The sequence below is a fragment of the Dactylosporangium vinaceum genome (genome assembly GCF_019904175.1).
Lineage (GTDB): Bacteria > Actinomycetota > Actinomycetes > Mycobacteriales > Micromonosporaceae > Dactylosporangium > Dactylosporangium vinaceum.
In genome coordinates this window covers 2,190,041-2,213,164 of sequence record NZ_CP061913.1, presented here as the reverse complement: position 1 = coordinate 2,213,164, position 23,124 = coordinate 2,190,041, and the positions used below count along the sequence as shown (strand labels likewise).

Here is a 23,124-nt window from a genome sequence, read left to right as displayed (position 1 = left end):
CACACGACTCAAGACATCGCCGTGCACAACGCCACGCCGGCCACCCAGCGCATCGCCACTGACAACACCCCGCCGGCCACCGGGCGCCGCGCCACGAACCACACCACGCCGGCCACCCGGCGCCACACCACGAACCACACCACGCCGGCCACCCGGCGCATCGCCACGAATCACACCACGCACATCACCCGAAGCATCACCACGCCCATCACCCGACGCGTCGCCCTGGACAACACCGCGCCCATCACCAGACGCGCCGCCACGCACAACACCGCGCCCATCACCAGGCGCCGCGCCACGGGCAACGCCACGCCCGTCACCCGGCGCGGCGCCCGGGACGACGCCGCGCCGGTCGACGAGCGCGGCGAACGCCCGGGTGCGCAGCGATGCCAGCACCCGGAGGACGACATCGTGCCCGGCGAGCCGCTCGGAGTACCGGATGCCGCCCTTGAGCAGTGCAAACAGCCGCACCGAGGCGATCGCGACGGCGAGGGCGGCCAACGGCGGCCGGTCGGCCGCGCGCACGATCATCCACGTCGCCGTGCCCACCAGGCCGATCCCGGCCGCCTCGGTGAGCACGCCGAGCAGGCCCGCGAAGGCGAGGCGCAGCACGACGCCGAAGCCCAGCCTCATGCGGCCACCACCGGGCGGCGGGCCTCGGTGAGGTGGCCGTCGACGGTCACGATGCGGGTGGCGATCGTCAGCAGCGCGGGGCGGTGGGCGACGAGCAGCGCGGTCCGCCCGGTCGCGAGCCGGGCCGCCGACGCGACGATCGCCGCCTCGCTGGCCGGGTCCAGGCGCGCGGTCGGCTCGTCGAGCAGCAGCACCGACGCGTCCGCGCGCAGCCACGCCCGGGCCATCGCCAGCCGCTGCCGCTGCCCGCTGGAGAGGCCGTGGAGGGCGAGATCCGTGTCATACCCGTCCGGCAGCGCCCGCACGAACCCGTCGGCCTCGGCGGCCCGCGCGGCCGCGACGACGTCGTCCAGGCTGCGCGCGGACGCGCCCAGGCGGATGTTGTCGGCGACCGTGCCGGCGAACAGGTGCGGCCGCTGCGGCAGCCAGGCCAGCCGGGCCCGCCACGCGGCGGAGTCGAGATCGCGCAGGTCGGCGCCGCCGACGAGGACGCGCCCGGCGGCCGGCTCGGTGAAGCCCAGGATCAGCGACAGCAGCGTCGACTTGCCGCCGCCGCTCGGCCCGACGAGCGCGACCCGGTCACCCGGCTCGATCGCCAGCGTGGCGTCGCGCAGCGCGACGACGTCGCCGTAGCGGACCTCCACCCCGTCTAGCGCGATCGGCGCGTCGGGTGACGGCAGCCGGGCCTCGGTCGTGGCGTTCGGAGCCCGATCCAGCACCGCATCGATCTCCGCCGACGCCGCCAGCCCTTCCTGGCTGGCGTGGAACCTGGCGCCGAGCGCCCGCAGCGGCAGGTACGCCTCCGGGGCCAGCAGCAGCACCGCCAGCGCGACACCGAGCGTGAGCCGGCCGTCGAGCAGGCGCAGGCCCACCGGCACCGCGACGAGCGCCACCGAGACCGTGGCCACCAGCTCCAGCACCAGCGCCGACAGGAACGCCAGGCGCAGCGTGCGCATCGTCGCCCGCCGGTACCCCTCCGCGTTCTCCCGCACCCGCCGCACGTACGCGGCCTCGCGCCCGAACGCGCGCAGCGTCGCCAGCCCGCGCACCGTGTCCAGGAAGTGCCCGCCGAGCCGGGTCAGCTCGTGCCACTGGCGCTGCGTCCGCGCGCCGGTGGACTTGCCGACGAGGATGCCGAAGACCGGGATGAGCGGCAGGGTGAGCGCGACGACGACGGCCGAGGCGAAGTCGGTGAACGCGAGCCAGCCGAGAGTGGCGAGGGGGACGAACGCGGCCAGGAAGACCTGCGGCAGATACCCGGTCAGGTATCCGTCGAGGCCGTCGACCCCGCGCCCGGCCAGCGTGGCCAGCTCCCCCGCCCGCCGCCCGCTGAGCCAGGCCGGCCCGCGCCGCGCGGACGCGTCGAGGAGCTGCTCGCGCAGGTGCGCCTTCACCCCGGCGGCCGCGCGCCCGGCGATCGCGGTGAGCGCGCCGGTGTGCAGTCCTCGAAGCAGTACGGCCGCCGCGGTGATCGTCAGCGCGTGCCGATCGAGCCTCCCGTCGGCCGCGGCCACCAGCACTGTCGCCAGCCCCACCGCCTGGGCCACCACGAGCACCGCGGCCACCAGCGCCGATCCGGCCAGCACCATCGCGTAGCGCCGGACCGGGCCGATCCGCAGCAGTCTTCTGTCCACGTGTCGCGCCGCCCTACCAGTACAGAGACGTCCGGCGCCGGAAGAGCCACCAGCCGGCGGCCTGGACGGCGACGAGCACCGGGAGCAGCGGCGCCGCGCCGAGTGCGAGCAGCCGCAGCGTCGCTTCGCCGGCGGCCGCCCCGTCGACGGTCACCGTCGCGCCCGGGTCCAGCGTGGACGCTAGCACGCCCGGGAACAGCGCCGACGCGGCCGCGACGACCGGTAGGGCGCAGGCCACAGCGGTGAACACCCACGGCTTCGGGGCGAACGCGGATGCCACCGCCGCGCCCGCGCAGGCGAGTGCGAGCGCGGTGGCGAGCGCCGGGTTGCGGATGTGCTCGGGCGCGGTGAGGTACCACCCGCCGAGGGCCAGCAGCACTGCCGCGCCGGCCACCGGACCGGCTCGGCTCAGCAGCGGCAGTCGCAGGAACGCCGCCCCGTGCGCTACGACCAGGAGCACGTTGGCCGCAGCGGTGAGCCAGACGGCGGGCGCGGTGAACGCGCCCGGGCCGTGCAGCATGAACCCGAAGACCAGGCCCCAGGCCCCGGCGAGGGTGAGCCCGGCCGCGGCGATGAGCGCGTCGAACCCGCCCCGCCGCCGGCCGCGGGAGCGCAGCTGCACACCGGCGTTCAACGCGACGAGCCCGAGGACGGCGGCGATGAGCGCCGGATACGCCCCGTGGAACAGCTCGGCCTCCAGCCGCGGGAAGGCGGCGATGAGCACGCCGGCCGCGCCGACGACCCAGACCTCGTTGCCGAGGAACATCGGCCCGATCGCGTTGAGCGCCCGCCGCCGCGCGTCGTCGCCGCGCATCGCCGGCAGCAGCATCGCCACGCCCTGATCGAGCCCGCCCAGCACGAAGTAGGCGACGAATATCGCGCCGAGGATGCAGTACCAGAGGGTGCTCACACCGTGACCTCCTGCCTGTCGATACGCACGCCGTCGTCCTCCTGGCCGAACGCGGCGTCCGGGTCGCCGCCGGGTTTTCGCGCCGCGGCCCGGGCCAGCAGCCACCAGTCGGCGAGCGCCAGCGCGATCACCAGCGCGGAGAACAGGAACGTGGACAGTCGCAGCGCCCCCGCGCTCATCGGCGACACGGCGTCGGCGGTGCGCAGCAGCCCGTACACCGCCCAGGGCTGGCGGCCCTCCTCCCGCACGAACCACCCGGCCAGCGCGGCCAGCACCGGGATCGGGATGAGCGCGGTGAGCAGCCACGACACCGGCCGGGCCCAGCGCTTGCGGATGAGCACGTCGCGGTACGTCAGCACCTGCGCGACGACCAGGATCAGGAACAGCAGGTTGGCCACCATGACCATGAACCCGAGCGCGGCGCCCACGTTGTCGCTGACCAGGTAGTTTCCGGGGCCGAACCGCTGCACCATTTCGGCCTGCCGCTCCAGCGCGCGCTCGCCGCCGCCGGCCATCTTCATGGGCTGGCTGGCGCCGATCCAGCCGAACTGCGCGTACCCGAACCCGATGGTGAAGAACGTCCCGATCAGCCCGACCCGGATCCCGAGCCGCAGCGAGCGCCGGAACAGCTCGTGGTCGGGCCCGGCCAGGCTCCGGCGAAGGCGCCAGGCCGACACTCCGGCGACGAGCACTCCCCCGGCGACGATGGTGGCCGCGACCGCGTGCACCAGCGCGAACCACAGTGCGCTGTTGGTGAGCAGCGCCCCGAAGCCGGTCAGCCGGGCGGTGCCGCCGGCATCGATGGTGTACCCGACCGGCCGCTGCAGGAACGCGTTGCTCACCATCACCCAGAACGCCGACAGCAGCGCGGTCGCGGCCGTTGCCCAGATCAGCGCCAGGTGCAGCCGCTTCCCGAGCCACCCCCAGCCGAAGATCCACATGCCGAGCAGCGTCGACTCGAGCACGAACGCGACGAGGGTCTCCAGCGCCAGCGGCGCCCCGAACACATCGCCGGTGAGCCGCGACAGCCCGCTCCAGTTGAGCCCGATCTCGAACTCCATGACGAGCCCGGTCGCGATCCCGACCGCGTAGTTGATCGCGTACAGCCGCCCCCAGAACCGGGCCATCCGCCCGTACACGTCCTGCCCCGTCACCACGAACCGCGTCTGCATGACGGCCACGAGCACCACCAGCCCGAGCGTGACCATGACGAACGTGAAGTGCAGCGACGCCGTGAGCCCGAACTGCATCCGGGCGTACTCCAACGCGCTCATACGTCGCCCCCCGACATGTACCCGACCGACATGTCGACACGCTACACGTAGACAGACACAACGAAAAAGCCCCCTCGACGGATCGAGGGGGCTTTCTCAGGCTGGTCTCAGGCGGCGGTGTGCCTCGACGCGGCGCGGGTCAGCTCGACAAGGGCCTGGGCGCGGGCGTATTCGGCCGGCGTGAAGGCCGGGGCCGGACGCCGGATGTAGAGCATGCCGCCCGCCGGGTCGGCCAACTGCATGCCGGTGGCCGTGAAGCCGCCGGCGCCGGTGGAGCGCCAGGAGATGTCGCAATCGCCGAGGAGCGAGTCGAGCGCCTGCTCGAGCGAGGCGCTGCCGTCCAGCACCTTGGTGGCCAGCGCGAGCACCCGGGTGGGCTCGTCGATGAGCCCGCGGACGTCGGCCGGGGCGATCCAGGCGTCGCGCCCGCGCCCGCGGATGACGGCGTCGGCCAGGTCGGCCCGCGACAGGCCGTCCGGCGCCTCGACCAGGAAGTCGTCGACGGCGCCCGACTCGGTGGTGTGCACCTGCACGGAGAGGATGTTGACCTTCCGCAGGGCCAGCGACGCGGTGAGCACCGACAGGAACCCGGGCCGGTCGTCGACTGTGGCCCGGATTCGCCAGAGGCCCATCAGGCCACCCGTGAGGAGTTTGTGCCGGCGGGGCCAAGTTCCGCCAAACCCGGCCCCGCCAGCCGATCCCCCAGCACAGATGCGGTTGCACCGACCAACTGCGCCAGCCGTCCCACCTCGGAACTGTGGAACGGTGGTGCTCCCGCGTCGCCGTCCGCCCCGCCGCGTCCGACAACAAGGACCAGACCTCCGCGCTGGAAAGGCGCGACAGCGAGATAAACGCCGTCAGCTGCGCTCAACGCACGGGGCCGGAGTGGTGCGATGTCCACCTGAGGGGGGACATCCGGAGCGCGCCAACTGGCGCTGACCACCGAAGAGTCGGACCATGCCCGGGCGCGCGCGCCGCCGCCCGCCCAGTCGGATCCGACCCGGATCGCGACCGCCCAGTCCGCGCCGAACAGTGCCGGTGCCGCGTCCACGACCGTCGCCAGGCCGTGATCGGGGTTCGCCGCCACCTGTCCGATTAGCGCGACCTCGCGGCCGCTGCTCGGCTCCGAGAGCTCGGTGCCGCGCCACACACCGTCCACGCGCACGCCTGGGATCGCGGCGAGGCCGGTGAGTACGCGGTCGACCGAGCCCGAAGCCGGCCATGCAACGGTGAAGTCGTCCACCGCACGGCCGCCGACACGCTCCAGTACTACTACCGAAACAATGTCCGCGCCGACCACACCCAGCGTCCGGGCAACCTGCCCGAGTGAGCCGGGACGGTCGGGTAGTGCAACTCTCAGCCGTAGCAGCATCTGAGTCGACCTCCCGTTCGTCCTGTGGCTGAGGTGCACGCCGCCTTTGGTGTACGCCTTGCTCTCCGGTACTGCGCACAGGTTGCCTACCGCGAGTTTCCGCGCCGTTTCGCAGCGGTGTCGGCAGCGGAACGTTTGCCGATGCCCGGAAAGCGGCAAACCCGGACACATTGCCGCGACTGCCTTGACAGAGAACGTGTCTCAACCATGGACTGAGCGCATGACCACCCCGCCCGGTCTCGACCTGCCCCGCCTGCAGTCCTACCTGGATGCGAAGGCCCCCGGCCTGGTCGGCGCGCCGCTCACCGCCGAGCTCGTGGCCGGCGGCCGATCCAACCTGACGTACGTCCTCAACGAGGTGTTCGTCCTGCGCCGGCCGCCGCTGGGCCATGTGCTCGCCACGGCGCACGACATGGCCCGCGAGTTCCGCGTCATCTCCGCGCTCGGCGCATCGGCTGTGCCGGTACCGGAGGCGCTGCTGTTGTGTGAAGACGACACGGTGCTCGGTGCGCCGTTCTACCTCATGTCGCGGGTGCCCGGCGCCGTCCTCAGGCACCGCGAGCAGACCGATCCGCTCGGTGCGGACGGCCGCCGCCGGGTCGCGTTCGCGATGATGGACACCCTCGCCGAGCTGCACCTGGTCGACCCCGCGGAGGCCGGGCTGGCGCAGTTCGGCCGGCCGGAGGGCTTCCTGGAGCGGCAGGTGCGCCGGTGGAGCAAGCAGCTCGAGGGCTCCCGCAGCCGCGACCTGCCCGCCGCCGACGCCCTGCGCGAGCGGCTCGCCGCGACGATTCCCGCCAGCCCGCGCCCGGCCATCGTGCACGGCGACTACCGCCTCGACAACCTCATCGTCGACCTCGACACCCTGCACGTCGCCGCCGTCCTGGACTGGGAGATGGCCACGATCGGCGATCCGCAGACCGACCTGGGGCTGCTGCTGGCGTACTGGAACGTCCTGGACCGCATCAAGGTCGGCCGCAACCCGATAGCCGACGGCCTCGGCGCCGCGGCCGGCTTCCCGAGCGGCGACGACCTGCTCGCCCGCTACGCCCGCACCGCCCCGCTCAGCGACGACCTGCACTGGTACGTCGGCCTGGCCTGCTACAAGCTGGCCGTCGTCCTGGAGGGGATCCACTACCGCTTCACGCACGGCCAGACCGTCGGCAAGGGCTTCGACGAGATCGGGGCGCTCGTCCCGCCCCTGCTCGACGAGGGCATCGCAGCGATCAACGGAGAGAGCTGATGGACTTCGGATTCGACACGCGCACGGCCGAGCTGCACGAAAAGCTCACAGACTTCATGAACGACGAGGTGTACCCCGCGGAGCCCATCCTCGACCAGCAGCTCGAGTCGGCCGCTGACCCGTGGGCGCGCCCGCCCGTCATCGAGGACCTCAAGCGCGCCGCCCGGGAGCGCGGCCTCTGGAACCTCTTCCTCCCCGACACCACCCATGGCGCCGGGCTCACGAACCTCCAGTACGCCCCCCTGGCCGAGATCACCGGCCGCAGTCCCAGCCTGGCCCCCGAGGCCCTCAACTGCGCCGCCCCCGACACCGGCAACATGGAGGTCCTGGCCCAGTTCGGCTCGCCCGAGCAGCAGGACCGCTGGCTCAAGCCGCTCCTCGAGGGCCAGATCCGCTCGGCGTTCTGCATGACCGAGCCGGACGTGGCCTCCTCCGACGCCACCAACATCGCGACCCGCATCGAACGCGACGGCGACGGCTACGTCATCAACGGCCGCAAATGGTGGTCGTCCGGCGCGATGAACCCCAACTGCCAGGTCCTCATCGTCATGGGCAAGACCGATCCCACGGCCGAACGACACAGGCAACAGACAATGGTGTTGGTACCGCGGGAAACCCCCGGCATCACCGTGAAGCGCGGCATGCACGTGTTCGGCTACACGGACGCGTCCCACGGCGGGCACGCCGAGGTGGTGTTCGACAACGTCCGCGTCCCCGCCGACGCCCTCATCGCCGGCGAGGGCCAGGGCTTCGCCATCGCCCAGGCCCGCCTCGGCCCCGGCCGCATCCACCACTGCATGCGCCTCATCGGCATGGCCGAGCGCGCCTTGGAGCTGCTCTGCATCCGCGTCAACGAGCGCACGGCCTTCGGCCGTCCCCTGGCCGAGCAGGGCGTCATCCAGGAGTGGATAGCGGAGTCCAGGGTCCGCATCGAGCAGGCCCGCCTCCTGGTCCTGAAGACCGCCTGGCTGATGGACACCGTGGGCAACAAGGGCGCCCACACCGAGATCCAAGCCATCAAGATCGCCGTACCGTCGATGGCCGAGTGGGTGATCGACAAGGCCATCCAGGCCCACGGCGCCGCCGGTGTGAGCCAGGACACCCCGCTGGCCGCCCTCTGGTCGAACGCCCGCACCCTACGCCTGGCCGACGGCCCCGACGAGGTCCACCGAGCCTCCCTGGCAAGGCGCGAACTGCGCAAATACGCTGCTTCCTAGCTCGCTTCGCTCGCGGCGGGGGAGGCTTCGCCTCCACCCGCGCCCCCGCACGATCCACGCCCCCGCGAACGGCCTTCCAATGGCCGGCCGAGCCGCACCGCCGAAGCCCGGCACCGGCACCGGCAAGCAGTCCTCATCGCCGAGGCCCGCCGCCACCGGCACCATGGGACGGCACGCACATCCGCGTGCCGTCCCTCCGGCCCGCGACCAAGCGGTTGACTGGCCGACCTCACGACGGCGCCGTATGACCGGAGTCTTCTCGTAGCGAGCGCCTTCTCGCGACGACAGGTGTGCTGCCTCCGCTCCTGTGCCCGCCGAGCCTGTCGCCTGGCCCGGTGCGTCACGGTGCGACGCTCGGCGGCTGTAACCGCTGACCGGCGCGGTTGGCCCGCGGGAGCGGTTCCGACCGAAACATCCGGGGCGCATGATGATCGGGTGAGCCAGTGGACGCCCGTCGCGCGCAGCGCCGATGTCACGACCAGACCCCTCGCGGTCGAGCTCGATGGGCTGCCGTTCGTGCTGGTCCGGTTCGCCGACGGCGGGCCGGTGCGGGCCTTCGCCGACCGGTGCCCGCATCGCCTCGTGCCGCTGTCGGCGGCGACCCCGACCGGCGGGACGCTGCGGTGCGCCTACCACGGCTGGGAGTTCGGGCCGGACGGGCGCTGCGTGGCCATCCCGTCGGCGCCCGGCCAGGCCGTCCCGCCGCGCGCCGACCTCCCGCCGGGGCCTGCGGTGCAGGAGCGCGACGGCCGCGTCTGGCTCGACCGCGCGACGCCGGCGCCCGGCGATCCGCCCGAGCTGTGCACCAACGAAGACTCGGCCCTGCGGCGGGCGTGGCATCCGGTCGGGCTGGTCGCCGAGCTGCCGTTCACCGCGGAGCTGCTCGGCGAGGCCTGGAGCGTGGACGAGGATCTGCACGTCGAGCCGGCCCCGCATGCGGTGACCACGCGCTGGGGGCTCGTCTGGCTGGCCCCGCAGGAGCCGCTGACGGAGCTGTTCGACGATCCCGATCGCGAGGACCGACAGTTCGCGGGCGCTTGGCTGCCGCCGGCCCGGACCAGCGTCGCGGCGGCCGTGGTCGCGGACAACTTCCTCGACGTCGCCCACTTCCCGTTCGTGCACGCCGGGACGTTCGGCGCCGGGGAGGAGCGGGCCGTGCCGGAGTACACCGTGCAGGGCGATCCGGACGGGTGCCGCAGCGTGCAGGAGCAGTGGTTCGACAACCCGGAGGACCCGGGCGTGCTCGACGGGGTGCGGCCGGTGCGGCAGCGGCGCCGGGCCACGTACGTGTACCGCGCACCGTTCCAGCTGATGCTGCGCCTCGAGGAGCTCGACGCGGGCGCGGTGAAGACGATCCTGTTCTTCGCCCAGCCCGAGTCGCTGACCCGGACCCGCATCTACACGAAGATGCTGCTGTGGGGCATCGGCGGAGCCGAGCGGCCCGGCCCCGACGTCGTGGCGCGCGAGTGCGCGTTCGAGGAGGCCGTCCTGGCCGAGGATCTGGCGCTGCAGAGCACGATGACGCTGACCGGCCTGCCGCTGCGGATGCGCGACGAGCTGCACGTGCGGGCCGACCGGCTCGGCGTGGCGCTGCGCCGCGAGCTCGTGAGGTTCCGCGAGCGGGCGGCGAACCCTGGGGGAGCTGGCGAATGATCGACCTCAGGCTGGATAACGCGCTCGTGGCGGGCGAGACCGCGCCGCGCGCCATCGCCATCGCCGACGGCCGGATCGTGTCGTCGTCCGGGCCCGCCGCGCGCACGATCGACCTCGGCGGCCGGCTCGTCACGCCGCCGCTGGTCGAGCCGCACATCCACCTCGACGCGGTGCTCACCGTCGGGCAGCCACGGCCCAACGTGTCGGGCTCGCTCTTCGAGGGCATCGCCGTGTGGGCCGAGCGGGTCAAGGAGCTGACCGTCGAGGACGTGAAGGCACGGGCGGCCCAGGCGCTGCGGTGGCAGCTGGCCAACGGCGTGCAGGCCGTGCGCAGCCACGTCGACGTGTGCGACCCCGAGCTGCGGGCGCTGCGCGGGCTGGCCGAGCTCCGGGAGGAGGTGCGCGGCACGATCGACCTGCAGCTGGTCGCATTCCCGCAGCAGGGCATCCTGTCCTACGACGGCGGCCGCGACCTCATGCGCCGGGCGGTCGGCCTCGGCGTCGACGTGATCGGCGCGATCCCGCACTACGAGCTGACCCGGGAGGACGGCGTCGAGTCGGTCCGCTTCGCGTTCGCGCTGGCCGACGAGCACGGGCTGCGCGTCGACATCCACTGCGACGAGACCGACGACGAGCACTCGCGCTTCATCGAGGTGATGGTGGCCGAGACGATTCGGCGGGGCCTCACCGGCCGGGTCACAGCCAGCCACACCACGGCGATGCACTCGTACAACGCCGCCTACGCCTACCGCCTGGTCGGCAACATCGCCCGGGCGGGGCTGCACATGGTGACCAACCCGCTGGACAACGCCGTGCTGCAGGGCCGCTTCGACACCGGCCCGGTGCGCCGCGGGCACACGCGGGTCAAGCAGCTGCAGGAGGCTGGCGTCAACGTGTGCATCGGCCACGACTCGATCATGGACCCGTGGTACCCGCTTGGCTACGGCGACCCGCTGCAGGCGGCGTTCGTGCTCGCCCACCTCGGCCACATGAGCGGCGACGCCGAGCTGCGCCGGCTGATCGACATGATCACCGTGAACCCGGCGGCCGCGCTGGGCCTCGAGGACTACGGGGTGCGGGAGGGCGGCCCGGCCGACCTGGTCGTCTTCGACGCGCCGTCCGAGGTGGACGCCGTGCGGCTGGTCGCGCCGCGGTACCTGGTGCTGCGAGCCGGCCGCGAGGTGGCGCGCACGCGACCGGCCGAGACGACGGTGCGGTGGAACGGCGTGGAGGAGCCGGTCAGCTTCCTGCGGGAGCCAACGTGAGCGTCTCCTCGCGGTCCTTGCCGCCCTGCAGCTGGAAGCCAATCCAGTAGAGGACGGCCGAGACGACGAACCCGACCTCGAAGGTCGAGTCGCCGAACTGCTTGACGTGCGCCGGCACCGGCCCGGTGTAGTCCTGCTGGTTGGAGAACAGCAGGACCGACACCGCCATGCCGATCGCCATCGCCAGCACGCCGGCCCACGGGTTGTGCCGCCGGTCGAAGAGGAAGCCGTCGACCCGTTTGCCCCGCCGCAGGTACCAGTCGGTGAGGTACACGCCCAGCCAGGGGCCGATCCAGTAGGAGATGACGAGCAGGAAACCCTCGTACTTCGCGCCCGCGTCCTTGAGCCCCGTCCAGGCGAGGACGAACCCGGCCACGCCGAACATCAGCGCGACGATCGCCCGCCGCTGGTTCAGTGGGAGCCGGATGCCCAGCGCCAGGAACGACATCGCGCCCGAGTAGATGTTGATGACGTTGGCCGAGACCGCCCCCACGGCGATGGCCAGCAGCGTGACGTCGGCCAGCCAGACCGGCAGGTGCTGGGTGAAGTTGCCGGTCAGGTTGTCGCCGATGGGCCCGGGGATCGTCACGGACGCGGCGCCGGCCACCTCCAGGACCGTGCAGGAGACGAAGACGCCCAGGCCGGCCCACAGCCCTACGGCCCGCGGGCTCGTGTCCGGCTCGAGGTAGCGGGTGTAGTCGGTGGCGTACGGGTTCCACCCGGCCGCGTAGCCGAATGCGGCGCCGACCGTCAGCAGGAAGCCGCCGATGCCGCCGCCGCCCTTCGCGGCGGCCGCCCCGGGGTCGGTCTTGGCGAACGTCCAGGCGACGGCGAGCAGGAACGCGACGGCGAGCACCGGGAAGGCGTACCGCTCGAAGACCTGCACCAGGTTGTGCCCGAAGAACGCGATGACGACCTGGGCCACCACCACGATGAACAGGCACGGCAGCTTGTCCCAGCCGGTCAGGGTGGCCAGCGCGAACGCGCCGGACACGCTGTTGACGGCGAACCACCCGACGCCCGCCACGACGGCGTTGAGCCCGGCCGGCAGGATGTTGCCGAGGTGCCCGAACCCGATACGGCTCAGGATCATTTGCGGTACGCCGGCCCGCGGCCCCCGCGACGACAGGACCCCATGGGTCAGCGAGCCGAGCCCGGTACCCACCACGATCGCCGCGACGGCCGCCCAGAACGACTGCTTGAAGTACAGGATCGAGATGACGCCCACGAAGATCGTGGCGAACTCGAGGTTCGGCGACATCCACGTCCAGAACAGGTCCAGCGGCCGCCCGTGCCGGTCGGACAGCGGGATGAGCTCGGCGCCGCCCGGCTCGACGGCCGCGACCTTGCCGCCGTAGGTGCCCTCGCGGACCTCGGCGGTGATGACGTGGACTTCGGTGTCAGCTGCGGCCATGGCGGCCTCCGTTCGGTTCGATCGCTCGCCTGGTTCAATGTCGGCTCAGCTCGTGACGGCCACGTTCCACGGAGGTTTCCTGACGCCGCCCCAGTTTCCGGCAGCATGCGAACCTTAACGGCGCCTCAGGCCGCCGGTGTGCTCGCACTGCTCGCGGGGACGGTCGTCGCCGCCCGGGACGACGCACCGGCCGGAGCGCTCGCCGCCGCCGCGCTCGGCCCCGCCACGCACGATCCTCGAACAGCCAAGAGGTGATGACCTTGGCGGCGTGCTGCGTGGCTTGCGTTCGCAGATCGCGCCCGCCGCGACCTGAGCGCGGCTCCGGACGGCGAACTCCCTCGATGACTTCGACGAGTCGAGAACCCCGATGTCGTTTGTGACGCCATCGACGCTTGAGGGCCGGCACCCGATAAGCGGGTGCCGGCCCTCACCGAAGCAGTCGGCCGGGTCGAAGCGGCCGGAGCAGCTGCGCAGATTGTTCGTCGCTGGCTTGCACATAGAGGAGACGCACCAGAGCGGTGGACGATCGGGGCGTCGCCGCGGTTGTCAGGGCGTCGGGGGGATCACCGGCTCGTTCGGGTTCGGCACGACGCGCTCGTAGGGGGCCGGTGCGTCAGCCGTGCTCGACAGCTCGTCCGGCTCGTCGCTGAAGCGGTCGGTCGCCGCCTGGATGGCCTTCGGCGCCGAGGCCGCCACCGCCCAGCCCACCGCCACGCCGCCCAGGACGGCTACGGCGATCCAGCCCCACGGCTTGCGGGGCTGCTTGCCCGACAGGGCGTCCAGCGCGCGGTTGGCGCGCTTCCACGCCTCCGAGGACACCGACCCGACGCGGTCCGACGTCTTGGCGTACGCCGAGCCCACGCGGTCCGACGCGGTGTCGTACCGGTCCGACGCGGTGTCGGCCAGGTCGCCGGCGCGGTCCTTCACGGTGCCGCCGAACGAGCGGGCGCTGTCCAGGGCCGAGTTCAGGTAGTCCCAGGCGTCCTCGGCCACACTCTCCGCGCGGCGTTTACGCTTCTTCCACTCACTGCTCATCGAAATCGCCACCTCCTCCGATGACCGGCATGCCCGGGGCGGCGGAAAAACAAACGCCGCCCGGAGCGGCGAAACGACAAGCCCCTGGTCAGGCCGACTGCCGGCGGACCAGGTGGGTCTCCACCATCACGGACGAGGACGCGGCGCCGCCGATGCGGGCGATCAGCAGGCGGGCCATCTCCCGGCCCATCGCCTCGACCGGCTGGTGGACGGTGGTCAGCGGCGGGTCGGTCTGGCGGGCGATGGCCACGTCGTCGAAGCCGATCAGGGCCACGTCCTGCGGCACCCGCTTGCCGAGCGCCCGCAGGCCCCGCAAGGCGCCGACGGCCATCAGGTCGGAAGCGGCGAAGACGGCGTCGATCGACGGGTCGGACTCCAGCAGTTCGCGGATCGCGCGCTCCCCGCTGGCCTCCGAGAAGTCGCCGTACGCGATCAGCTTCTCGTCCACCGGAAGGCCCGCGCGCTGCAGGGCCTCGCGGTACCCCGCCAACCGGGAGACGCCCGCGGCCATGTCCTGGGGGCCGGCGATCGCGGCGATCCGGCGGCGCTGGCGGTCGAGGAGGTGGCCCACGGCGATGCGGGCGCCGCCCTCGTTGTCGGCGTCCACGTAGGAGAGCTGCGACAGCTGGGCGGTGAAGTTGAGCTGCTCGTCGTCGGCCAGCATCTGGGCCGGGCGGCCGCCGAGGACGACCGGGAGGCCGCGGCGCTCCAGCAGCAGCGGCAGGGGGTCGGCGTCGTGCAGGGAGAGCAGCATCACGCCGTCGACGTGCTGGTTGGTCAGGTGGTGCTCGACCCGCTCGCGCTCGGCCGGGGACTGGGCCATCGCCAGCCACAGCTGGAGCTGGGTGCCGGCCAGGGCGGAGCTGATGCCGCGCACGATGCCGGCGAAGAACGGCTCGCCGAAGACCCGCTCCTCGGACTCCGAGACGACGAGGGCGACGGAGTCGGTGCGCTGGGTGACGAGGGCGCGGGCGGCGCGGTTGGGCACGTACCCCAGCTCGTCGATCGCCTTCTGGACCGCCGCGCGGGCCTCGGGGCTCACCTGGGGTGAGCCGTTGACCACGCGCGAGACGGTGCCGCGGCCGACGCCGGCCCGCAGGGCGACCTCATCGAGCGTGGGCCGGCCGGCGGAACGCGGGCGGCCCGGGGACGGGATGTTCACGCCTCATTGTGCGCACATCCCGTCACCGGGCCACCCAGCAGCCCCAGCGATCTTTCAGGAAACCGTCAAGTTCACCTCAACGACCGAGCCCTCGGGGGCCAACGGGAGGACTCCGGCGGGATCGAAGTCCTGGCCGTCGACCGAGAGCGCCCGCACCGCACCGCGCGTCACGGAGATCCGGTACGTCGCTCCCCGGAACTGGCGAACCGCCGTGAACCCGGGCCAATCGGTCGGGATCACCGGGTCCACGCGAAGGCCTGTCAGCTCCGGCCGGATGCCGAGGATCCACTGGCTGATCGCGGTGAAGTTGTAGGCCGCGGTGCCGGTGAGCCACGAGTTCTTGGCCTCGCCGTGGGTCGGGGCGTCCTTGCCGGCGATCATCTGCGCGTAGACGTACGGCTCGCACCGGTGCACCTCGCTGATGGCCTCGCGGGCCGAGGGCAGGATGCGCCGGTAGTAGTCGAAGGCGGCGTCGCCGTTGCCGACGATCGCCTCGGCGATCATGATCCACGGGTTGGTGTGGCAGAAGATGCCGGCGTTCTCCTTGTACCCGGGCGGGTAGGACGAGATCTCGCCGAGCTCGAGCCGGTAGGAGCTGTAGGCCGGCTGCTGGAGCACCACGCCGTGCGGGGTGGCCAGCCGCTCGCGCACGCTGGCCAGGGCCTTCACCGCGAGACCGTCCTCGACGCCGACGCCGCCCATGATGCACATGCCCTGGGGCTCGACGAAGATCTGCCCCTCGTCGTTGGAGGCCGAGCCGATGACGTTGCCGTAGAAGTCGTAGGCCCGGCGGAACCAGGCGCCGTCCCAGCCGTGCTCGGCGATCGTGCCGGCCATCTTCTCGGCCGCGTCGAGGTACTCCTGGTGCGGCTTGCCCACGCACAGCGCGATCCCGGCCAGCTCCTTGGCCGCCAGCACGAACTGCCCCGCGATGAAGACCGACTCGGCGACCCCGCCGGTGGCGTTCTCGGTCGTCTGGAACGGCTCACCCGGGGTGTCGGAGAAGCAGTTGAGGTTGAGGCAGTCGTTCCAGTCGGCCCGCCCGATGAGCGGCAGGCCGTGCGGGCCCAGACGATCGAGGGTGTACTGCAGGGAGCGCTGGAGATGGTCGTAGAGGGGCTGCTCGCTGCCGGCCTCGTTGTCGTAGGGCACCGGCGCGTCGAGGATGGAGAGGTCGCCGCTCTCCTTCAGGTACGCCGCGACGCCGAGGATGAGCCACAGCGGATCGTCGTTGAAGCCCGAGCCGATGTCGTTGTTCCCGCGCTTGGTCAGCGGCTGGTACTGGTGATACGCCCCACCGGTCGACAGCTGGGTGGCCGCGATGTCGAGGATCCGCTCCCGGGCCCGCTCCGGGATCATGTGCACGAAGCCGAGCAGGTCCTGGTTGGAGTCGCGGAAACCCATACCGCGGCCGATGCCGGTCTCGAAGCCCGACGTCGAGCGGCTCATGTTGAACGTGACCATGTTCTGGTACGCGTTCCAGATGTTGACCATCCGGTTGGTGTCGCCGTCCGGGGTGTGCACCTGCAGGGTGCCGAGCAGCCGGTCCCAGTTGGCGCGCAGCGCGGCGAACCCGGCGTCGACCGTCTCCTGCTGCAGCCAGCGCTCGATGACGGGGCGGACCGTCTGCTTGTTGATGGTCTGCGAGCCGGGCGGGTCGAACTTGGCGTCCTTCGGGTTCTCCCAGTAGCCGAGCACGAAGCCGATCTCGCGGCTCTCCCCCGGCTCCAGGGTGATCCGCACGTGGTGGGAGCCGTGCGGCTGCCAGCCGTGCGCTACCGAGTCGGACGAGGTGCCGCGCTCGACGGCGATCGGGCGGTCCCAGGCGCGGTAGGGGCCGAGGAACGCCTCACGCTGGGTGTCGAACCCGGCGAGGGGCTCGGAGCAGGCGAAGTAGGCGAAGTGGTCGCGGCGCTCGCGGTACTCCGTCTTGTGGTAGATCACCCCGTCCTCGACCTCGACCTGGCCGGTGTTGAAGTTGCGCTGGTAGTTGGTGGCGTCGTCCTGGGCGTCCCAGAGGGCGAACTCCACCGAGGAGAAGACCGAGAGCTCGGCGGCGGACTCCCGCTCGTTCGTCAGCTGCAGGCGCCAGACCTCCAGGGTCTCGCCCAGCGGGACGAAGTACGACACCTTGGCCTTGATGCCCTTGTAGCCGGAGGCGATCTGGGTGTAGGAGAGCCCGTGGCGGCACTCGTACTCGTCCAGCTCGGTCTGCGTCGGCTGCCAGGTCGGCGACCAGTACTCGCCGCTGCCGGCGTCGCGCAGGTAGAGGTAGCGGCCGCCGAAGTCGAAGGGGGCGTTGTTGTACCGGTAGCGGGTGAGGCGGCGCAGCCGCGCGTCACGATAGAACGAGTAGCCGCCGGCGGTGTTGGAGATGATGCCGAAGTACGACTCCGTCCCCAGGTAGTTGATCCAGGGCAGCGGCGTGTCAGGCCGGTCGATCACGTACTCGCGACGTTCGTCGTCGAAGTGGCCGAAGCGCACGTTTTGCCTCCTTGCGTGCCCACCGGGGAAGGCACAGTCTCAGGCCGACTCGCGCACCACTAGGTGCGTGTCCAGCACGGTCGAGTGGGCCGGCCCGCCGGCGATGCGGGCCAGCAGGAGCCTGGCCATCTCGCGACCCATACCCTCCACCGACTGGTGCACGGTGGTGAGTGGCGGCAGGGTCTGCCGGGCCACGGCGGAGTCCTCGAAGCCGACCACGGCCACCTGCGCGGGGACGGCCCGGCCCTGCTCACGCAGGGCGCGGATGGCCCCGGCGGCCATCAGGTCGGAGGCGGCGAAGACGGCGTCGAGCCCCGGGTTGAGATGCAGCAGGCGGTACATCGCTTCGGCGCCGCTCGCCTCGCTGAAGTCGCCGTATGCGACGAGACGGTCGTCGAACGGGTGGGCCGCGCGGCGCAGGGCCTCACGGTAGCCGCGCAGGCGGGCCTTGCCGACCCCCATGTCCTGCGGACCGGCGATCGCCGCGACACAGCGGCGCCCCAGGTTGAGCAGGTGCTCGACGGCCAGCCGGGCGCCACCCTCGTTGTCGTTGTCGACGAAGGAGATGGCGTGCCCGTTGTGCTCGCCGCCGGTGGTGCCCGTCTCGAGCATGAGCGCGGTGCGCCCGCCCAGGACGGTCGGCAGCCCCCGCCCGGCCAGCAGGCCGGGCAGCGGGTCGTCGTCGTGCAGTGACAGCAGCAGGACGCCGTCGACGTGCTGGTCGTTGAGGTGGCGCTCGACCAGCACGCGCTCGGCCACCGACTGCGCCATCGCGAGCCACAGCTGCATCTGGGTGTCGGCCAGATGCGAGCTGACGCCACGCACTATTCCGGCGAAGAACGGCTCGCCGAAGACCCGCTCCTCGGACTCGGAGACGACGAGCGCCACGGAGTCCGTCCGGCGGGTCACGAGTGCGCGGGCCGCGCGGTTGGGTACGTAGCCGAGCGCGTCGACCGCCTTCTGCACCGCCGCACGGGCCTCCGGGCTCACCTGGGGCGAACCGTTGATGACCCGCGAGACGGTGCCGCGCCCGACACCGGCCAGGGCCGCGACCTCGTCGAGTGTCGGGCGGTGCACGCTACTCAGCCAGGCCGTTGCGCCGGATGACCTCGCGGTAGCGGTGCCCGCTGGTCTTCAGGGTGCGCGTCTGGGTCGCATAGTCGACTGCGACAAGCCCGAAGCGTTTGGTGTACCCCCATGCCCACTCGAAATTGTCGAGAAGCGACCAGGCGAAGTAGCCCTGCAGCGGCGCACCCTGTGCGATCGCGTCGAGGCAGGCCCGGAAGTGGGCGTCGAAGTACTCGGCCCGCTCGATGTCGGCGATCTCGCCGTTCGCGTCGGGGACGTCGACGTACGCCGCCCCGTTCTCGGTGACGTACAGCGGGATCGCCGGGTACTCCCGCGCGACCCGGACCAGGGTCTCGGTGAGGCCGGGCGCGTCGACCTCCCAGTCCATGTCGGTGACCGGGTGGCCGGGCCGCTTGTGGAACCGCACGTGCTCGCTGCCCGGCCAGGACGTGGAGGCCCGCCAGTAGGGCTCGGCCGGCACGTCCGGGTCGGGGGCGCCGACGACGTGGCGGCTGTAGTAGTTGATGCCCAGCAGGTCCAGCGGCGTGGAGATGACCTCCAGGTCCCCGTCCTGGACGAAGCCGAAGTCGCTGACCCCGGCCAAATCCTGCCGCACGTCCTCGGGGTAGGCACCTCGCAGTACCGGATCCAGGAAGATGCGGTTGGCCAGACCGTCGATGCGCCGGACGGCGTCGAGGTCGTCCGCGCGGGACGGGTCGGCCGGGGAGATCGCGTAGAGGTTCAGCGTGATGCCGGCCTTGGCCGCGGGGTCGGCGGCGCGGATCGCCTGGACCGCCAGGCCGTGGCCCAGCAGCAGGTGGTGCGTCGCCGCCAGCGCGTCCGGCGCGTGCTTGCGGCCCGGGGCGTGCACGCCGGAGGCGTAGCCCAGGAAGGCCGAGCACCACGGCTCGTTGAGCGTGGTCCAGTTGCTGATCCGGTCGCCGAGTGCGCCGTGCACGAGCGCGGCGTACTCGGCGAACCGGTATGCGGTGTCGCGGGCCGGCCAGCCGCCCGCGTCCTCGAGCTCCTGCGGGAGATCCCAGTGGTACAGCGTGACCCACGGGGTGATCCCGTGCCCCAGCAGCTCGTCCACGAGCCGCTGGTAGAAGTCGATGCCCTTGCCGTTGATCGACCCGCGGCCGCCCGGCTGCACGCGGGGCCAGGCGATGGAGAACCGATAGGAGCTCAGCCCCAGGTCGGCCATCAGCTTGACGTCCTCGCGGTAGCGGTTGTAGTGGTCGCACGCCACGTCGCCGGTGTCGCCACCCTTGGTCCGGCCGGGGGTGTGGCTGAACGTGTCCCAGATCGACGGGGTGCGGCCGTCAACGGCGGCCGCCCCTTCGATCTGGTACGACGCGGTAGCCGCCCCCCAGAGGAAACCGGGTGGGAACGTCAGCGGGTCGATGTTGCTCATTACGCCTTGACCGAACCTTCCATGATGCCGCCGATGATCTGGCGACCGAATGCGACGAACACGAGGAGCAGCGGGATGATCGCCAGAGCTGTCCCGGTAAAGACTTGCACGTAGTCCGTCTTGTAGTAACCGGTCGCCAGAATGTTCAGCGAGACCTGGACGGTCGGCGTGTCCCCGTTGAGCACCACGTAGGGCCACAGGAAGTCGTTCCACGTCTCCATGAACGTCAGCAGGCCGAGGACGGCCGCGGCCGGGCGCAGCGCCGGGAGCACGACGCTCCAGTACGTGCGCCACGTCGAGGCGCCGTCCATCCGCGCCGCCTCGATCAGCTCGTCGCTGATCGCCGACTCCGCGTACTGCCGGATCATGAAGACGCCGAAGCCCTTCACCAGGAACGGGAAGATCACGGCCTGCAGCGTGTTGGTCCAGTCCAGCTTCACCATCAGCAGGTACAGCGGAATGATGTTGACCTGCGTCGGGATCATCATCGTCATGATGATGACCAGCAGCAGCGCGTTCTTGCCGCGGAACTTGAGCTTGGCGAACGCGAAGCCGGCCAGGGTGGAGAAGAACACCACCGACAGCGTGACGCAGCCGGAGACGACTGCCGAGTTGATCAGGCCGTAGACGAAGTTGGCGTCGGTGTTGTCGAGCACGCGCTGCGCGTTGTCGAAGAAGTTGCCGCCGGGCAGCAGCGGCGGCGGGATGTCCGTCACCGCGCTGTTGTCCCGGGAGGCCACGATGAACGACCAGACGATCGGGAAGACCGACAGGACGATCGTGATGATCAGCGCCAGGTAGGTCAGCGGGCTGGCGTCCCACAGCGCCGCGGAGGCGCTGCGGACGCGGCCGGAGCGCTTCTTGGGCGGCGGGGCCGGCGTGGTCCGGTGGGGCCGGGCCGGCGTCATGGTGCTCATCGCGTCTGCCCCTTCACCGATCGGCGCACCAGTGCGAAGTTGACCAGGGCGAATATCAGGATGATCAGGAACAGCAGCCACGAGATCGCGGCGCCGCGACCCACGTTGAAGTTGTTGGAGAACGTGGTCTCGTAGATGTACATCGCGACCGTCTGGAACTCGTTGAGCGAGCCACCCTGCACGCGGCCGTAGTTGAACAGCAGCGGCTCGGTGAACAGCTGCATGCCGCCGATCGTCGAGATGATCACCGTGAAGAGGATCGTCGGCTGGATGAGCGGCACCGTGATCCGCCAGAAGCGGCGCATCGCCGAGGCCCCGTCGAGGGAGGCCGACTCGTAGAGCTCCTTCGGCACCGCCTGCATCGCGGCGAGGTAGATCAGCGCGTTGTAGCCCGTCCAGCGCCAGTCGACCATGAACGCGATAGCGGTCCAGGAGGACCAGCGGTGGTTGCGCCACTCGACCGGGTCGAAGCCGACGGTCTGCAGGAGCCAGTTCGCCAGGCCGTAGCGGTCGGCGAAGATCAGGCCGAAGACGATGCCGACCGCGGCGACCGAGGTGATGTTCGGGATGAGGATGCCCATCCGGATCGCGGTGCGGGCGCGCATCTTCTTGTTCAGCCAGCTCGCGATCATCAGGGCCAGGATCAGCTGCGGCACCGTGGAGATGATGAACAGGCCGAACGTGTTGCCGATGACGGTCCAGAAGTGCTCGTCGGTGAGCACCTTCGTGTAGTTCTCGAACCCGACGAAGCCCTTGTCACCGCCGGTGAGCGTGTTCTTGCGCAGCGACAGCACCGCGGTGTAGACCAGCGGGTATGCGCCGAACACCGCGAAGAGCAGGAAGAACGGGGCGACGAAGATGTACGGCGAGTACTTGATGTCCAGCTTGCCGAACCGCGACGTGCGCCGCGGCGGCGGCGTCACCGGATCCCTTCGCCCGTGGCGGGGCCCGGCGACCCCGACGTTGGAGGTCATGGTGTGGAGGTCCTTCTTCCGTAGCCGGTCGCTGGCGAGCGGAGGTGGCGAGTTGCCGCCACCTCCGCCCGGTGTCGATCGGGGTTCCGATCAGCCCTCGGCCAGCGCCTTGCTGTCCTTGATGGCCTTGTCCCAGCCGGCCTGAGCGCTCAGCTTGCCCTGCTCAGCGGCCTGCATGGCCGGCTCGAAGGCGTTCTCCCACAGGGCCTGGTGCTTCGGGCCCAGGTAGATCGGCTTCAGGGTCTTCGCGGCGTCGACGTAGATCTTGCCGACCGGCGCGTTGTTGAAGTAGTCGTTCGTCGCGCTCGCGATCTGCGGGTCGGCCAGGGCCGACTGCGACGACGGCAGCGGGCCGGCCTCCTTGAAGGCGTCGATGCCGCCCTGCTTGCCCGTCAGGAACTTGATGAGCTCGAACGCCTGCTTCTGGTGCTTGCTCTGGGTCGGGATGCCCAGGTACGAGCCGCCCCAGTTGCCGCCGCCACCGGGGATGGTGGCGATGTCCCACTTGTTCTTGCCGGCGTCGCCGGCACGCTCCTTGATGACACCCGTGTACCACGGCGGGCACGGCACCGTCGCGAACGCGGCGTTCTTGAACGCGGCGTCCCAGTCGGTCGACCAGCGGGCGAGCTTCGAGGTCAGGCCCTTGCTGGCCATGTCGAGGCCCAGGTTGTACGCGGTCTTGACGACCGGGTTGGTGTCGCCGATGTACTTGTCGCTCTTGTCGTAGAACCAGGTGTCGCTGTTCTGCATGATGTACGGCTGCATGACCGACGTCGCCGAGTCGAGCCAGGTCGCCTTGAGGTTCTTGGACTTGAAGGTCTCACCGGTTTTGACGTAGTCGTCCCACGTCTTCCACAGGGCGCTGACCTTGTCGCGCTCGGTCGGCAGGCCGGCCTGCTGGAACAGGTCGGTGCGGTAGCACATGGCCAGCGGGCCGACGTCGGTGCCGAGACCGACGAGCTTGTTGCCGTCCGCGGTGAACGCGTTCTTCCACTTGAACGGCAGGTACTCGTTCTCCAGCGACTTCGCGCCGAGGTCGAGCAGGTTCACGAAGGGCTTGTTGTCCTTCAGGTACTGCAGGAGCATGCCCTCTTCGAGCATGACCACGTCGCTCGCACCGCTGCCGGCGGAGAGCTGCTGGGCCAGCTTCGGCACGAAGTCCTTGGTCTGGCCTTCGTTCTTCACGTCGACCTTGATGTTCGGGTTCGCGGCCTCGAAGTCCTTGACCGCCTGGGTGAACCCGGGCGTGCCGAAGTAGGACAGCGAGATCGTGACCGGTCCGGTGTCGTTGTTGCCGGCGTCGCCGTCGTCCTTCTTGGCACTGCAGGCGCCGATGCCGAGGGCGAGCCCGACGGTCAGCGCAGCCGCGGCGACGGATCGCATGCGGCGCGAGGTGAAGCTCATCCTGACCCCTCTCTCAGGTCGTGATGGGTGTGGTGTGTGGGGGTGTGATGC

At 71.1% G+C, this 23,124-nt stretch carries 21 protein-coding genes; 5 read left to right on the top strand and 16 right to left on the bottom strand.

Annotated elements, in window-relative coordinates; translation table 11 throughout:
• Positions 1 to 8: 8 nt before the first annotated feature.
• The 7 genes from Dvina_RS09580 to Dvina_RS09550 form a co-directional block, all read right to left on the bottom strand.
• Positions 9 to 167, bottom strand: a complete 159-nt coding sequence (locus tag Dvina_RS09580; protein WP_223102076.1) for a hypothetical protein — start codon at positions 165 to 167, stop codon at positions 9 to 11.
• Positions 168 to 170: 3 nt separating this feature from the next.
• Positions 171 to 311, bottom strand: a complete 141-nt coding sequence (locus tag Dvina_RS09575) for a hypothetical protein (protein WP_223102074.1) — start codon at positions 309 to 311, stop codon at positions 171 to 173.
• Positions 312 to 629: 318 nt separating this feature from the next.
• Positions 630 to 2,222 (bottom strand): thiol reductant ABC exporter subunit CydD, encoded by a 1,593-nt coding sequence (gene cydD, locus Dvina_RS09570; protein WP_223105426.1) that lies wholly within the window; start codon positions 2,220 to 2,222, stop codon positions 630 to 632.
• A gap of 58 nt (positions 2,223 to 2,280) precedes the next feature.
• Positions 2,281 to 3,177, bottom strand: a complete 897-nt coding sequence (locus tag Dvina_RS09565; protein ID WP_223102073.1) for a cytochrome d ubiquinol oxidase subunit II — start codon at positions 3,175 to 3,177, stop codon at positions 2,281 to 2,283.
• Positions 3,174 to 4,451 carry a cytochrome ubiquinol oxidase subunit I gene (locus tag Dvina_RS09560; RefSeq protein ID WP_223102068.1) on the bottom strand — a complete coding sequence of 426 codons (1,278 nt, stop codon included), beginning with the start codon at positions 4,449 to 4,451 and terminating at the stop codon, positions 3,174 to 3,176. Before Dvina_RS09560 ends, Dvina_RS09565 begins: the two co-directional genes overlap by 4 nt.
• Before the next feature lie 107 nt (positions 4,452 to 4,558).
• Positions 4,559 to 5,083 carry an ACT domain-containing protein gene (locus tag Dvina_RS09555; protein WP_223102067.1) on the bottom strand — a complete coding sequence of 175 codons (525 nt, stop codon included), beginning with the start codon at positions 5,081 to 5,083 and terminating at the stop codon, positions 4,559 to 4,561.
• Complete coding sequence (locus Dvina_RS09550) at positions 5,083 to 5,823, bottom strand: ACT domain-containing protein (protein ID WP_223102066.1); 741 nt, start codon at positions 5,821 to 5,823, stop codon at positions 5,083 to 5,085. The genes Dvina_RS09555 and Dvina_RS09550 overlap by 1 nt, the downstream gene beginning before the upstream one ends.
• A 220-nt stretch (positions 5,824 to 6,043) precedes the next feature.
• Here Dvina_RS09550 and Dvina_RS09545 point away from each other — a divergent pair, with 220 nt between their 5' ends.
• The 4 genes from Dvina_RS09545 (at position 6,044) to codA (ending at position 11,201) form a co-directional block, all read left to right on the top strand.
• Positions 6,044 to 7,066 carry a phosphotransferase family protein gene (locus Dvina_RS09545; RefSeq protein ID WP_223102064.1) on the top strand — a complete coding sequence of 341 codons (1,023 nt, stop codon included), beginning with the start codon at positions 6,044 to 6,046 and terminating at the stop codon, positions 7,064 to 7,066.
• Positions 7,066 to 8,283, top strand: coding sequence for an acyl-CoA dehydrogenase family protein (locus Dvina_RS09540; RefSeq protein ID WP_223102063.1), 1,218 nt, complete (start codon positions 7,066 to 7,068; stop codon positions 8,281 to 8,283). Before Dvina_RS09545 ends, Dvina_RS09540 begins: the two co-directional genes overlap by 1 nt.
• A 435-nt stretch (positions 8,284 to 8,718) precedes the next feature.
• The gene (locus tag Dvina_RS09535; protein WP_223102061.1) at positions 8,719 to 9,936 is read left to right on the top strand and encodes a Rieske 2Fe-2S domain-containing protein; all 1,218 of its coding nucleotides are present in this window, start codon (positions 8,719 to 8,721) and stop codon (positions 9,934 to 9,936) included.
• Positions 9,933 to 11,201: a cytosine deaminase gene (gene codA / locus Dvina_RS09530; protein WP_223102059.1), complete on the top strand. Its 1,269-nt coding sequence runs from the start codon at positions 9,933 to 9,935 to the stop codon at positions 11,199 to 11,201. The genes Dvina_RS09535 and codA overlap by 4 nt, the downstream gene beginning before the upstream one ends.
• Here codA and Dvina_RS09525 read toward each other — a convergent pair.
• Positions 11,176 to 12,615: a purine-cytosine permease family protein gene (locus Dvina_RS09525; RefSeq protein ID WP_223102058.1), complete on the bottom strand. Its 1,440-nt coding sequence runs from the start codon at positions 12,613 to 12,615 to the stop codon at positions 11,176 to 11,178. The two genes, codA and Dvina_RS09525, sit on opposite strands and share 26 nt — an antisense overlap.
• Positions 12,616 to 12,720: 105 nt before the next feature.
• On the opposite strand from Dvina_RS09525, the gene Dvina_RS09520 reads away from it, so the two are divergent.
• Entirely contained in the window at positions 12,721 to 12,870 is a 150-nt protein-coding gene (locus tag Dvina_RS09520) for a hypothetical protein (RefSeq protein ID WP_223102056.1), read from the top strand.
• A 291-nt stretch (positions 12,871 to 13,161) separates the two neighbouring features.
• On the opposite strand, the gene Dvina_RS09515 is transcribed toward Dvina_RS09520, so the two are convergent.
• From Dvina_RS09515 to Dvina_RS09480, 8 genes are all read right to left on the bottom strand, one after another.
• Positions 13,162 to 13,650: a hypothetical protein gene (locus Dvina_RS09515; RefSeq protein WP_223102055.1), complete on the bottom strand. Its 489-nt coding sequence runs from the start codon at positions 13,648 to 13,650 to the stop codon at positions 13,162 to 13,164.
• Positions 13,651 to 13,738: 88 nt separating this feature from the next.
• Positions 13,739 to 14,806, bottom strand: a complete 1,068-nt coding sequence (locus tag Dvina_RS09510; protein WP_223105425.1) for a LacI family DNA-binding transcriptional regulator — start codon at positions 14,804 to 14,806, stop codon at positions 13,739 to 13,741.
• A 60-nt stretch (positions 14,807 to 14,866) separates the two neighbouring features.
• On the bottom strand, positions 14,867 to 17,296 hold the full coding sequence (locus Dvina_RS09505; protein WP_223102053.1) for a glycoside hydrolase family 94 protein: 2,430 nt from the start codon (positions 17,294 to 17,296) through the stop codon (positions 14,867 to 14,869).
• A gap of 39 nt (positions 17,297 to 17,335) precedes the next feature.
• Positions 17,336 to 18,382: a LacI family DNA-binding transcriptional regulator gene (locus Dvina_RS09500; protein WP_223105424.1), complete on the bottom strand. Its 1,047-nt coding sequence runs from the start codon at positions 18,380 to 18,382 to the stop codon at positions 17,336 to 17,338.
• On the bottom strand, positions 18,375 to 19,778 hold the full coding sequence (locus Dvina_RS09495) for a GH1 family beta-glucosidase (protein ID WP_223102049.1): 1,404 nt from the start codon (positions 19,776 to 19,778) through the stop codon (positions 18,375 to 18,377). Before Dvina_RS09495 ends, Dvina_RS09500 begins: the two co-directional genes overlap by 8 nt.
• Positions 19,778 to 20,695 (bottom strand): carbohydrate ABC transporter permease, encoded by a 918-nt coding sequence (locus tag Dvina_RS09490; RefSeq protein ID WP_223102043.1) that lies wholly within the window; start codon positions 20,693 to 20,695, stop codon positions 19,778 to 19,780. The genes Dvina_RS09495 and Dvina_RS09490 overlap by 1 nt, the downstream gene beginning before the upstream one ends.
• A complete protein-coding gene (locus Dvina_RS09485) occupies positions 20,692 to 21,669 on the bottom strand; it encodes a carbohydrate ABC transporter permease (protein ID WP_223102042.1) in 978 nt (325 codons plus the stop codon). The genes Dvina_RS09490 and Dvina_RS09485 overlap by 4 nt, the downstream gene beginning before the upstream one ends.
• Before the next feature lie 90 nt (positions 21,670 to 21,759).
• Entirely contained in the window at positions 21,760 to 23,073 is a 1,314-nt protein-coding gene (locus Dvina_RS09480) for an ABC transporter substrate-binding protein (RefSeq protein WP_223102041.1), read from the bottom strand.
• Positions 23,074 to 23,124: the final 51 nt, after the last annotated feature.

Bases quoted from the DNA above. Each gene is read 5' to 3' on its own strand.
- cydD (WP_223105426.1), bottom strand. From the start codon at position 2,222: ATGGTGCTGGCCGGATCGGCGCTGGTGGCCGCGGTGCTCGTGGTGGCC.
- Dvina_RS09560 (WP_223102068.1), bottom strand. From the start codon at position 4,451: ATGAGCGCGTTGGAGTACGCCCGGATGCAGTTCGGGCTCACGGCGTCG.
- Dvina_RS09555 (WP_223102067.1), bottom strand. From the start codon at position 5,083: ATGGGCCTCTGGCGAATCCGGGCCACAGTCGACGACCGGCCCGGGTTC.
- Dvina_RS09550 (WP_223102066.1), bottom strand. From the start codon at position 5,823: ATGCTGCTACGGCTGAGAGTTGCACTACCCGACCGTCCCGGCTCACTC.
- Dvina_RS09545 (WP_223102064.1), top strand. From the start codon at position 6,044: ATGACCACCCCGCCCGGTCTCGACCTGCCCCGCCTGCAGTCCTACCTG.
- Dvina_RS09540 (WP_223102063.1), top strand. From the start codon at position 7,066: ATGGACTTCGGATTCGACACGCGCACGGCCGAGCTGCACGAAAAGCTC.
- codA (WP_223102059.1), top strand. From the start codon at position 9,933: ATGATCGACCTCAGGCTGGATAACGCGCTCGTGGCGGGCGAGACCGCG.
- Dvina_RS09525 (WP_223102058.1), bottom strand. From the start codon at position 12,615: ATGGCCGCAGCTGACACCGAAGTCCACGTCATCACCGCCGAGGTCCGC.
- Dvina_RS09520 (WP_223102056.1), top strand. From the start codon at position 12,721: ATGCGAACCTTAACGGCGCCTCAGGCCGCCGGTGTGCTCGCACTGCTC.
- Dvina_RS09515 (WP_223102055.1), bottom strand. From the start codon at position 13,650: ATGAGCAGTGAGTGGAAGAAGCGTAAACGCCGCGCGGAGAGTGTGGCC.
- Dvina_RS09495 (WP_223102049.1), bottom strand. From the start codon at position 19,778: ATGAGCAACATCGACCCGCTGACGTTCCCACCCGGTTTCCTCTGGGGG.
- Dvina_RS09490 (WP_223102043.1), bottom strand. From the start codon at position 20,695: ATGAGCACCATGACGCCGGCCCGGCCCCACCGGACCACGCCGGCCCCG.
- Dvina_RS09485 (WP_223102042.1), bottom strand. From the start codon at position 21,669: ATGACCTCCAACGTCGGGGTCGCCGGGCCCCGCCACGGGCGAAGGGAT.
- Dvina_RS09480 (WP_223102041.1), bottom strand. From the start codon at position 23,073: ATGAGCTTCACCTCGCGCCGCATGCGATCCGTCGCCGCGGCTGCGCTG.